The sequence below is a fragment of the Paenibacillus sp. J5C2022 genome (assembly GCF_025567625.1).
In the GTDB taxonomy this organism is placed as follows: Bacteria; Bacillota; Bacilli; order Paenibacillales; family Paenibacillaceae; genus Pristimantibacillus.
In genome coordinates this window covers 174223-187222 of the sequence record NZ_JAOQJC010000004.1, presented here as the reverse complement: position 1 = coordinate 187222, position 13000 = coordinate 174223, and the positions used below count along the sequence as shown (strand labels likewise).

The window sequence follows — 13000 nt, the reverse complement described above, 5'->3', positions numbered from 1 at the left end:
TCTTATGAGATGCGTTGGTCCTGCCCTTTATCTCTTTAAGTAAAAAAAGAAGAGGATGAACACTGTAGGAAATCGGGAACCGTTTTATCTGAAGAACTAGCCATTTTCAATTGCTCTCCTTCCCAATGCCAGCGCGCCGAACAGGCCAGCGTCGCTGCCCAACTGAGGAGGCACAATATATCTTTCGATATGATCCGTAATTTCCGCAGCGTACAAATAGCCGTTTAACCCCTTAACAACTTCGGCATGAATGAATGGAAACAATTGCTTCTGATGCATGACTCCGCCGCCCAATATGATTTTCTTCGGAGACAGTGTCAGAATCGTGCCGATTAACGCTTGGCCCAAATAGTATGCTTCAATTCGCCATGCAGGATGTTCAACCGGAAGATCGCGAGCCTTTGTCCCCCATCTTTGCTCCAGTGATGGACCGGATGCCAGTCCCTCAAGGCAGTCCCCGTGATAGGGACAGCAGCCAGCAAAATCATCATCGACATGCCTCCGGGGTAATATGTGGCCAGCTTCCGGATGCACAAGACCGTGCACGAGCCGCCCCTCGGCGTATACGCCTAGTCCCACCCCCGTGCCTATCGTGTAATAGACGCAGCTGTCCAGCCCCTTTGCTGCCCCCCACTCCGCTTCGCCTAAAGCAGCTGCGTTAACATCGGTGTCCCAGCCCAGCCGAATATTAAAGGCGTCCCTCAATGTCTGCAGGAACGGATATCCGCTCCAATCCGACTTCGGAGTTGTTGTAATGGTGCCGTAATCTTCTGCGGCGGGATTGACACCGATCGGACCGAATGACCCCACACCAATCCCCTCAACGCCTTTGTCCCGAAAAAAATCAAGTACATGCTTCATCGTTTTGTCCGGATGTTCTGTAGGAAAAACAATTCGGTCTTCGATCACACCTGATTCATTACCTATTCCGCAAACAAACTTGGTGCCTCCTGCTTCGATCGCGCCTATTTTCATTCGTATTCCCCCGGTATCGTACCACATATCGATGTTCTTTTTTGAGTGAAAATCGAATCCCTTCCTGCGCTAAGACCCTGTTATAGGGAGCTAGGCGCCGCCATACATAAGGAACTTGCGCATCAACAACGCATTCTAAAGACGCATATCCTTTATATCCGATTTTTTTGAGCGACTGGAAAATGCCATCCCAATCAAGATGACCTGTGCCTGGAATCCCCCAATCGTTCTCATTCAGATGAATGTGGCCGAGTTTATCCCCAGCATGTAGAATCGCTTCTTTCAGGCTCTTCTCCTCAATGTTCATATGATAAGTGTCCAAATGCACTTTGACGTTGTTCTCGCCGATCTCGTCGATCAACGCCAAAGCTTGTCTGCACGGGCGACTCGTAGCGATTGACCGGTTCCAAACCGATTGTGACACCCAGTTCGGAGGCATAGCACGCAACTTCCCTTAAACCGTCGGCAATTGCAGACATTCGTTCCTCCGACTGACGCCCCGAATCGATATCCATATGTCGAACATAGAGAACTCCGCCGAAAAAATCTGATCCCAGCTATAGATCAATAGGGATTCTGCACTACCGCGTAAATATTTCAATGCAGCCAGAGACCTATGAAGCCGCTCGCGGAGCTTTGAAAATATTCTCGTAGTCCATCTCCAGCAGCGCGTCGCACATCTCCTTTATCCGGTCGCCAGGCTCGGGCGATCCGTCACGCAGTAGGTAATTGATGACAAGCGAATTTACGAACATTCGCTCTCTCGACTATGCAAACCTAAATCTTCATTAATGCGAGATGGGGATATAGTTCATCTTCTTTTCAACTCAATTAATTGGCTTGATACTACCTTACAACAAGAGTCCGAGCGTTTTGATCTCGAACGGTCGAAAGGATAGTCGGACTTGCCCCCCTGTAAACGGGAGTGGCAAGGAGTTCTCCTCCATTAGATCGGTCAAAACCACTTCTCTGCATGGGAATCCAATTTGAAGTACTCCCTCAGATGCCGAGCCCTCGCTTTCATATAGACGCACAATGATACCGTCTCCATTCTCCGATTTCTTCACCGCTTCAATCATCCAGCCAGATTGATCAACTCTGAGCCATGACCATATTTCTGATTCTACACTATTCCCAGCGCCTGAAGAATCCTGTCTTCCAACCACAGATAACGTACCCTCCACTACAACTAGTGGTGTATTGAATTCATAGCCTGCCCTCGCAACACCTGCCTGAATATGATCGCCGACATGCGGCAGCAGAGCATAGCTGAAGCGATGAATCGCCTTGTCTGCCTCTGGATCGGGATACGATGGACTCCTCAGCAGATTGAGATCAAGCGTTCGTCCTTCCGCACGATGCCCATATTTGCAGTCATTAAGCAGCGCCACGCCAAAGCCGGGCTCCGAAATATCCAGATAACGGTGAGCGCATATTTCATCTCGCGCCATCTCAAGCTGTGTGTTGCGGGAGGTAGACCGACGAAGATAGCCAAATTGAATCTCGCAGCTGACCACATCCGCTGTAACCGAGGTTTCGAAAGATGTTCGAAGCATTTTTCCAGTTTCCCGCCAATCCGATTCGGTTTCGAATTGAACATATTTCGAGCCCGAAGAAAGCGATATGATTTGGCGCAATGTCGAATTGCCGTAGCTGTATTGCTGTTCTGCATAAGCGCGATGTCCGTCGACAGCGTAGCGCACGTGCTCAAGAACCATCGTTCCTGCTGGTGCGTCGCGATAATCGCGCGGGAAGTCCCAGGCATCGCCGTCATCATGGTAGATCGACAGCAGATTGCCCGCTCCTTCAGACCCCAGGGCCTCGCGGCCTGAGAGTTTACTGAAAACCGAAACAAGACTGCCATCCTCTCCAAAAGTCACACGCAAATATTCATTTTCCAAACGACCCTCGCCGGCAGACAATGATTCCGCATTCGACCGTTCAGGTGCTTGGACTAGCGTCGCAGCCCCCATGGCCGGTATCTCGATCCAGTGCCATTCCCCTTGCCACTCTACCCATTCGTTGCGGTCCCACGGCAGCGAGTTGAAGACAACCGGTCCTGCCGCTCCTGTTAATTCTGCTGCCCTTTCATAGGCGCTTCGCTGTAATTGAGAGACTTCTTCGTACAGTACAGCATAGCGGGCCAACGATTCGTCGTATACCCGACCAATCGATGAGCCTGGCAAAATATCATGGAATTGATATAACAATATTTCCTTCCATATTTCCTTGAGTCGTTGCGCGGGATACGAATCCTCCCCGCCAAGCGCTAGTATTAGCGATGCCGCAAACTCGGTCTCGCGCAGCGCGATTTCCATCCGGCGGTTGTACCATTTGTTGCGCGCCTGGGAAGTTAAAGTGCCCTGATGCTTCTCCAAATACAATTCGCCTCTATAACGCTCGAACGCTGACGCTTCCGTCTCCAGTCGATGAAAGAAGTCCAAAGAAAACTCCTGTTTCACCGGTGGCAAACCCGACAAATTGCCGAGCCGCGACAGCCGTTCCAGGTGCTCCTCTCCCGGTCCGCCGCCGCCATCCCCGATCCCGAAGAGCATGAGCGCGTGATCCGAAACGCTTTTGTCCAAATAGCGACGCTCAATCTTCGCTAGCGATCTTGGAGCCGCCGGACCGTTGTAGGTGTCCTCCGGAGGCAGATGGGTTAAAATCCCGGTTCCGTCTATCCCTTCCCATATAAAACTGTGATGAGGGTGTTGATTATATACGTTCCATGACAGCTTCTGCGTCATCATATATTTGACGCCGCCTAATGCCAGCAACTGCGGCAAGCTACCCGAATAGCCGAATACATCGGGCATCCACAATGTCTCCACATCGACGCCAAACTCTTCGCGAAAAAACTGTTTGCCGTATAAAATTTGACGCGCCAGCGCCTCTCCGCCCGATACATTGGTATCCGGCTCCACCCACATGGCGCCCTGTATTTCCCAACGTCCCTCTGCAACGCGCTTCTTAACCTTCTCATACAAGCCCGGATAATATTCTTTGATCCATGCGTAAAGCTGGGGTTGGCTTGCCCCGAATATATAGTCGGGATATTTCTCCATATTGCGAAGAACCGTTGAGAAGGTCCGCGCGCCCTTGCGAATAGTCTCGCGAATCGGCCAGAGCCAGGCCAGATCGATATGGGCATGACCGATCGCGCTGATGCGCAATTCCTCATCTCCCGACCGCCGCGCCAGCTCTACGGCTAGCAACTCCGAGGCGCTTTCCACAGAGACAGGAGAGATCTCCGACAGCAGTCTGGATGCCTCATACAGCTTGCGCCATATTCTGGACCTACGAGAGCTCTGCTCCGGAAGCTCGGCGGCCAACTCCGCCAATACCTCAAAATCATAATAGAGCTGCCGGACGTTTTCGTCGCACACGGCAATCGACGCTTCCTTGAGCGTACCGCTCCGATAATGGCCGAATAAATCGTTGCAGCCGGCATCCGCCCATATGTCAATCCGTTCTCCACCTGCAGCGCATGATGACACATCCACCACACGCTTGCCTGGGAGCCCGAGCGTATAATCGAACTCCGAATTGATATTTGTCAAGCCCTGACATGGCGTTCCTGTCTCGTCCATCAGACATAGCTCGCCATTCACATCAAGGAGCAGAACCGTCTTGCAGCCCGAAGCTTCCACCGGTACCGTTCCTTCAAAACGGAACCACGCGCAATCCCACAAATTTCCCCAGCGATCCCCAGGCCGCAATTGCATATGCCGCCCGGTCATTCTTTCATTGTAGGCTACCGGCTCTTCCGTGACCCATGCCTGAACGCTCAACGGCTCTATTAAACGGTATATCGCCAGCCCTAGCCTTTCCTTCACGCGTTTGACTTTCTCCTGAATAACCTGTTCTGTCTCATACGGCATTCCCTTACACTCCCCAAAGTCATTCTAATAAATGTAAATAATCAATATTGCCGCTAAAGGAGTCCCGATCGTTGAATAACCCAGTAGCAGGCAAGCAGAAGCATGAATCCGGAAACAACGATTAACGCGTTGCGATACCACCCAAATTTCCTTAGCCAAAACAGAAGAGGCATGAACACCGCCAATAGAGCAAGCTGCCCCGCTTCGATTCCGATATTGAACGATAACAGAGTCATGATGATGTTCGATTTCGGAAGTCCCGTTTCAGCCAAAGCTCCAGCAAATCCCATACCATGAATGAGTCCGAATACCCCTGTCAGGGCCCATCGCCATTTGGCTTCTTTAACGAGTATATTTTCCAGGGCCACGTAACCAATGGAAATAGCTATAAAAATTTCAACCCAATACAAATCGGCTTGAATTCGCCCGGAGGCAACCAGAAGGAGTGTCAGACTATGCGAAATTGTGAATGCAGTAACAATGATCAGTATTTCCTTGACACGAACCGAGGCTATTGCCAACAACAGCAGGAACAGCAAGTGATCGTATCCAAACACGATATGCTCAATGCCAAGCACGAAATAAACCCATAAAGCATGCCACAGATTAGCGCTTGTCCCGCCTTGAAAAAGATCGATATGGAACTCGCGCTGGTTGAAATGCGCAACATCCTGATAATTCAAATTTTCACCCTGCGCCAGCAATATGCTTTGGTGGGCAGGAGCCCCATCGTCAAAAAACAGCTGGTAATGAATGTCGATTGACTCCATATTTTGAAGCCTGGCGGTAGCTGTATTCCATTGATATTGAAGCAGAAACTCCACTCCAGCGCCTGTCGCTTTCTCCGACAGCTGCATCGACGCCTGTTCCTGAGTCAGCGGCTGGCCTCCGCTCTCGATACGAAGCTTTTCCGTTATATAATGCAAAATCGCTTCGCTCTGCGCATCCAACTCTTCCTGAGTCAAACGCTTGTCCAGGTTGGCATCGAACATCGGCATGTCCGTCGCAACCACAAACAGTCGATAGGAAACCCGATTTCCGTCTATATCTAGAGTGGAGTATCCGGTATCGTTCGGATGCGCTCCCACCGTAGACGGAAAGGAAAATAGACAGATCAGCGCTAGCAAGACGCCCCATTTCCTCATGTATAACCTCCCGTGAGATCAGCTTGGTTCACTTGCCCAGTGCAGCCGGCAGAGCAGCTCTGCAAACAAGCTGTTTGCCCAGGCAAACCAGGGACGGGTGAACTCCTCCGGATTGTCCGGATTGAAGCCTTCATGCATATAATCTGTATTTCCGTCTGTCGTGACTAACATTTTCACGATTTCATATATTTCATCAGAATCCAGCGAAGTCAAAGCTTGCATGGTCATGCCGATATGCCAGACAAATCCTTCCGGCGTATGAGGACTCCCGATGCCTCTGGCGTACTTGCCTTCGCAATAATACGGATTGTCTTTGCTCAGAAGGAATTTTCGCGTATTTGCATAGATCGAATCATCCGCAGACGCGTAACCCAAATATGGAATAGACAGCAGGCTGGGCACATTCGCATCGTCCATCATATGATAATTGCCGAATCCGTCTGTTTCGTAAGCATAGATCTGCCCGTACTTCGGATGGTTGACGATACCGTACGTTTGGATGCCATAATCGATCTCTTCCTTCAGTCCGGCCGCCCGGGCAGCCGCCTCCTTGTCCCCGTAGACAACCGCAAAGATTTCCTCCGCATAACGAAGCGCCACAACGGCAAACATATTGGCCGGAATCAGATACCCGAATACGCAAGCATCATCGCTGGGCCGAAACCCCGACCATGTCATTCCCGTATAATTCGTCGGCATAGACAGCCCGTGATTTCTCAGCGTATCGCTTGGAGGACAATTAAACCGTTGGAACTGGTAGGGAGAATCGCCATGGTGTCTCTGCTCCACCGTCCACAAATCTATAATGCGCAGAACGGCTTCCTTGAAGGAGGCATCAAAGACAGTCGTGCTTCCCGTCTCTTGCCAATACAAATAAGCGAGCTGAACAGGATAACAAAGCGAGTCGATTTCATACTTCCGCTCCCACACCAACGGGTTGGATTCCGTCAAATCCTGGCTGTGACCGTTGCCGTTGAATTCTTTGTTGAATGCGTTGGCATATGCGTCCGTGTTGATACAAAATACTTGCTTCCGGATCAGCCCTTCAATAATAACCTGCAATTCGGGCAACTGACGGGCAAACGGAATGTAGTGGCGGACCTGGGCAGCCGAATCCCGGAGCCACATGGCGGGAATATCGCCTGTTATAACAAATACAGATCCGTCCTCCAAATGCTCAACCGTCGTTTCGATTGTGCTAAGGAAACACTTCTCGAACATTCTTCCCAGCTTCTCCCGGTCGATGCCGTCAGCGGAAAAAGCTCCATGTCCCATTTGGATCGCCTGCAAAATATTTTTCCACTCCGTACAGCTCTGAAAATTTACCGTTGTGTTGTTCATTTAGTTTCCCTGCTCCTCATCCAAATTGCAGAGCGGCGGCCATTCGCTCTTTCTCGTGCCTGCAAGTCGAGCGCAACTATGGCTCGCCGCTCCAATTTTTTGTTCTAATCTATATGTTCGAATACTTGAATTTCGGACAAGCCGACATAACCGCCAACTCCGCCGGTCGTCTGGAATTTGATCCAGGACACCGTTTTAGCGTCGAAAGTAACAACCTTCTCCTCCCCATCATCCGGTATCCCCGTTACACTAATGCTGGTGCCGTCACTGAAGGATAAGATGCCGGAGCGCGCATTGTCATTCGGGTGCCATCGGTCGTACAACACTACTCTTCGAACGGTAACGGGATTACCCCAATCCAGTCTGGCCCAAGGATTAGTTTCGGTGGAGGACCATTCTCCTTCATTATCCCATCCAATGATGCCGTCGTTCAGTTTATAGCCGTATTTTTTGTTGCTTGCATGCTCGGATGACACCGTTGCTTCGGCATTGTAAGCCAGGTTGACATCGTACGCCTCGATTTCATTGATCCCTACATTTGGTCCTACGCCACCGGTAATCTGGAATTTCATCCAGTACACATGCTTCGTCGGGAAATGAACGAGCTTGGGCGAGCCGTCTCCCGGTATGCCCGACACCTCCATGCTGCTGCCGTCACTGAACGTCAGTATACCGCTGTTCGCGTCGTCGTTACCCGGACGGTCATAAATGACAATCCGGTTGATCGGCCTTGGACTGACTTGGGTGAAATCAAATCTCAGCCACGGGTTTTGCTCGCCGAGCGATGCCCATTCACCACTGTTGGCCGTCCCTACTACACCGTCTGCAACCATGGCAGGCAACAGATTGACACTGTTTGAGGACGCCGTTATTTTGGCCCCGCTCAACGCATTGGCGTCGTAGATTTGCACTTCCGACAATCCTACGTTGACACCGGTTCCGCCCGTGGCTTCAAATTTCACCCATGTGACTGCTTTAGGCAAAAATCTGATCTCCTTCGCTTTGCCGTCCCACGGGATGCCATCAACTGTTAGGCTGCTGCCGTCGCTAAACGTAAGCACGCCGCCATTCGCATCATCCTGTCCGTTAATTCGATCGTATAGCACAATCCGGTCAATGATCTTTCGGGTCGTCCAGTTAAATTGTATCCACGGGTTCGATTCGCCAAGCGCGCCCCATTCCCCGTTGTCATGTTCTCCGATAATGCCGTCCGCCGCTTTCTCCGGCGTATGTCCCGCGCTGAATTGCGACGACGCTGTTACGGTTGCATGGCGGGCAAGATTGTCGTCAAACAACTGAATTTCGGACAAGCCAACACGCGGGCCCGTTCCCCCCGTCACCTCAAACTTCACCCAGGTCACGGTTCTGCTGTCAAAAACGACTTCTTTGGCCGTGCCGTCGTCAGGAATTCCGCTGACGGACACACTGCTGCCATCGCTGAAGGTTAGCGTTCCGCTTCGCGCATTGTCCAGCATGTTTACCCGGTCATAGAGCACTACGCGATTAATTTTTTGTCCGCCGATCAGATCCAGCCTAATCCAGGGATTCGTTTCGTTCGATGCCCACTCGCCGCTGTTGTGTGTTCCAATAATGCCGTCAGTAGCGAGGATAGGAGGCAAGTAGCCTTGCTCTGAAGAAGCCGTAACAGCCGCCCGGCGAGCCGGGTTCGACTCAAACACCAGAATTTCGCTTAATCCGACATTGTAACCTTGGCCGTTGGTCGCATCGAATCGAACCCAACTGACATTTTTGGTGTCAAATACAACTTCTTTGGGCCGTCCGAAAATATCGATTCCGTTGACCTCGATGGAACTACCGTCGCTGAACGTCAGTACGCCGTCCCTCGCATTATCCGTATGGTTAGAGCGATCTACAAGAACAATCTTGCCGATCTCTCTTTTGGTTGGCCAATCTAGCCTTATCCAAGGATTAAGCTCCGCATGGGAAACCCATTCTCCTGTCCCCTGGATCGTAATAATGCCGTCCGCTGCTTTCTCCGGTCCATCGCTTCCTAGCGTCGAGGATGCCGTGAATGTTGCCAACGGCGCAATATTTCCGGTTCGCCAAGGCGCCAGCGTCGTTACGCTCACCGTGTTGCTCTGAGCAGACAAATTAATAGCCTCATCATACGCCTTGACATAATATTGGTAGGCTGTGTCTGCGGTCAGGATAACGTCCAGATAGCTATTGAACACGGACGACACATCTGCAATCTCGTTGCCGTCCCGATAAATTTTGTAACCCTTGACGCCAAGGAGATCGTCATAAGAAGCATCCCAAGACAGAGTCACCCAGTTGGGACTCAGCGCTTCTGCCGTCAAATCCGAAGGGGCCGTCGGCGCTGCCGCATCCGCAATAACACCCCCCAGCGCCTGGGCCGAGGATGAAGACGCGCCCTTCTTCCCAAACGATACAGCACGCACCTTATAGTAATAATCATTAGTGAGACCGCTTGTCACCTGTTGATCATAGAAGACATTGCGATTCACGGAGGCGACATACGTCCCCGCTCCGGGCACAAAGTTTGCGTTGGTTCCTCTGAAAACCTCGTAATAGCTCAAGGTCGGCTCATTTAATTCGTCCCAAGCCACAAGCGTGCCGTCACTGTCCGCTACAGCCGTAAGCCCCGTCACCTGATCCGGCGCATAACCGCGCTTGAGCCGCAGCGTCTTCCAGCCATGTCCCTTGATCTCAAAGGTCACTTTGTCATTCACAAGAGACATTTGCGCCAGATCATTCTCCACAAGATCGGTTTCATATACCTCACTCGGAATCAGGTAGCCGGAGAAATCAATGGTAACTGTGGTGTCCTCCCCGTTGGTTTCGATAAACCGCAAAATCATGCCTTCGCCATTAGCCTCGGCAATCTTTTGCGTTGTCAGAACGACGTTGTCCTCGCTTATGTTAAGGAATTCTCCTCCAGCGGCGCTGAACGTTCCGCTCTGCGCGCCAGAGATGACGGACGCTCTCAACTCATTGGCTTGCTCTAGTCCAAACTTGTCGGCTCTGCCGCTCTGCCAGTCGGAGCCTGTATGCGACCTTATCGCATAGCGATAAGAGCGATTGCCCGGCTGTGACATGCTGTAGTTCGTCAGCCACTCGTTATTGTAGACCCAACTGTATACCCATGGCTGCTGCGTGTTGTAATCCTTGTCATGCGACATCGTCCTTCTCTCTCCGTACTGAACCATCGGTGCATTAATTGGCGCAAAATCGATTCCGTAATTCTCTTGATTGCTGATATCGATCCAATGATTGACCGTATAGAAGTCTGTAGTGGAGTAATAAATCTGATCCGTCGGATTATGGATATTCGGATCCACGTACGGCCGTATCGGCCCCGTTGGGGTGCCATGCTTGATCATGAAATCATCGACCGCAAACGGGAAAGAGAAAAACATGTCTTCATAGTTGTTCTGATAAGATAAAAAGGAGTCCTGCTGCAAAAACTCATTTACAATGTCAATTCTAGGTATAGCATCATAAAGAATAACGGATCGCTGCAGATTGTCTGCTCCCATTGCCGACGCGGTTGATGTAAATGTCCCCCTGATTCCGCCGATATCGGAAACGGCTGAGGCGGCTTCTACCCGATACGCTTCCTTCACCCCATGGGAAAGGTTAGAGTTGTTGTGCGCCGTGAAATACAGAAATTCGTTCATCTTGTAAGGCGCGCTATGATCCACCATCTCGCGATTGCCGTTTTGCTTGTCCAGTATGCTGACAATGGCCCCCGTCTCATCAAAGGTCACCTTGAAGTAGCTGTTTTCTATCGTATTTGCCGTAGCTGTTACGCTTGAGCTGAAGACTGGATCATCCACTCTCGTTACAACCTCGAACGTTTTATAGCCATATTGCGGCACATCAGATGCCTGGAATACCACATCGCCGTCCGGTGTTTTCTGATACTTGATCGTTTGCCCGGTCAATTTATCCTTGATGTCGAAATATTCCGGCAAATCAACCTGCTTCACCTTCACAATATCGGAACGGACCCAAGACAAATTATTGTATACCACAATCGTTTTTCCCGATGTCGGAATTTGACTGTTAATGGCCGCAAAGGCGTTGCCCAACGTTTGATCGGCAATTCGGCTCGCTTCGATTGCTTTGTTTCTTTTCCACTTGATTTGGATATCGTCGGGATAATAGGTCATCGCGGCCCATGTATGCTCGTCGGTCAGCATCATATCATTGTATGCGCGCGACAGCTCCTCATAAGGATACCTCGCATTGGATGAGGCAATATTGGCTATCGTTGAATAAAACTCTGCCGCAGGCACCTTCTCATGATTCTCTTTGCTTAGCGCGATCATTTCCGATTGCTGGGCGGACCCGAAATTCCACAGATTTTCCATCGTTCCCTGAAAAGCGGGAATATGGGAATCATAATTGCTCTCTACATAGGTGAAGAAATCCTCTATATCCGAGTTGCGGAATTGCGGATATACGTATGGCCTTCCCATACTATCCACCCGTTCGTTCATCGCTTTGACATTGTCCTTCACATTAGGCTCAATCGGATCGTTATCCCGATTGTTCGTCAATTGCAGCAACAGCGCATCGTAGGGATAATCCGCTTCCTGACGATTCACCATCTTGGACGAAATCGCCTCGAATGTTTCATTGCTGTTCGCGTTCCTGAATTTGAAGTCATCCGTATCGTATTTCGGTCCGTCGTGAACCAATACTTTGTTGCCGGAAACCATGCCGTTCAAGTAAAAAATACGCGGATAATACGGATTATGGCCTTCAAAATAATTCCAGTAAGAATCATTGAATCGAAGCGAAACGTATTTCGCACCCGCCTGCACCAAAGCATCTACGTTAGCCCAGGAAAAACCGGTATCGTCGGTGTGCACATATACTTTTTTAGGGTCAGTTCCCAAGGTGTCCTTCAAATGTCGGGCGGAATAATACATTTGCCTGGCCATTTGCTCTGTTCCCATACCCTCAGTTGCAAAATTGGCGTAGGAATACGGGTAGGTGATCCTTCCATTAGCTGCATGTGTCTTCAGCCTTTCAATCCAGTCGGCATCGCGAGCCTTCAGTGCACTGTCATACAACATGTATGAAGCCTCTACAGGATATCTGAATTTATCGTCATCCCCCCAGGCAGACGTGTCGTCCGCCAAATTCAGCGCCGTGTCCAGAAACCCGGGAAATGTATTCAGCCTGAGCGTCTCCTGATAATCGGTGTATCCGATATCGGTATGCATATCATGCGCCACATACACCTTCCAATGCCTGATTTTTTTCTGGGGAAGCGTTACAGATACTTTGGGTGTGCCGGTCCCGCCAGAGTTGTCATAAACTTGAAAGGTTACATTGTCATTGTCGTTAATCAACTCCGCAACACGAACCGTCACCTGATTAACGCCATTGCCAACGGTACCGATTGACTCCATATATGGAGTCAATCCGGCTACCGATATTTTCACCCATCCATCATACGGCGAATCCGTATTTGTGACAGTCAATCTCGTTTCGGATTTCAATGTTCCGCTATCGTCGATTATCCATGGTGTTTGAGTAATATTCGTTATCGTCGTTGCGGCGTGCACAATTTGTACTGCCAAAAACACGAATACCGTCACAAGCATTGCTGACACAACTGTCAAAGCAGTTTTTGCCCTTCTGCTGCTCACTGTCATTCCT

The 13000-nt window shown here is 50.3% G+C and carries 7 protein-coding genes; all 7 read right to left on the bottom strand.

The window, feature by feature from the left end:
* Window positions 1-96 precede the first annotated feature (96 nt).
* Window positions 97-975 carry an ROK family protein gene (locus M6D81_RS04960; protein ID WP_262675715.1) on the bottom strand — a complete coding sequence of 293 codons (879 nt, stop codon included), beginning with the start codon at window positions 973-975 and terminating at the stop codon, window positions 97-99.
* A complete protein-coding gene (locus tag M6D81_RS31765) occupies window positions 920-1414 on the bottom strand; it encodes a TIM barrel protein (RefSeq protein ID WP_410795689.1) in 495 nt (164 codons plus the stop codon). The genes M6D81_RS04960 and M6D81_RS31765 overlap by 56 nt, the downstream gene beginning before the upstream one ends.
* A 175-nt stretch (window positions 1415-1589) precedes the next feature.
* Window positions 1590-1730, bottom strand: coding sequence for a hypothetical protein (locus M6D81_RS04955; RefSeq protein ID WP_262675714.1), 141 nt, complete (start codon window positions 1728-1730; stop codon window positions 1590-1592).
* Window positions 1731-1826: 96 nt separating this feature from the next.
* Window positions 1827-4856, bottom strand: coding sequence for an alpha-mannosidase (locus M6D81_RS04950; protein WP_262675713.1), 3030 nt, complete (start codon window positions 4854-4856; stop codon window positions 1827-1829).
* Between the two features lie 53 nt (window positions 4857-4909).
* Complete coding sequence (locus M6D81_RS04945) at window positions 4910-6001, bottom strand: HupE/UreJ family protein (RefSeq protein WP_262675712.1); 1092 nt, start codon at window positions 5999-6001, stop codon at window positions 4910-4912.
* 18 nt (window positions 6002-6019) lie between these two features.
* Window positions 6020-7342 carry a glycoside hydrolase family 125 protein gene (locus M6D81_RS04940; protein ID WP_317259091.1) on the bottom strand — a complete coding sequence of 441 codons (1323 nt, stop codon included), beginning with the start codon at window positions 7340-7342 and terminating at the stop codon, window positions 6020-6022.
* A 104-nt stretch (window positions 7343-7446) separates the two neighbouring features.
* Window positions 7447-12990, bottom strand: coding sequence for a DUF7402 domain-containing protein (locus M6D81_RS04935; protein ID WP_262675711.1), 5544 nt, complete (start codon window positions 12988-12990; stop codon window positions 7447-7449).
* Between the last annotated feature and the right edge of the window lie 10 nt (window positions 12991-13000).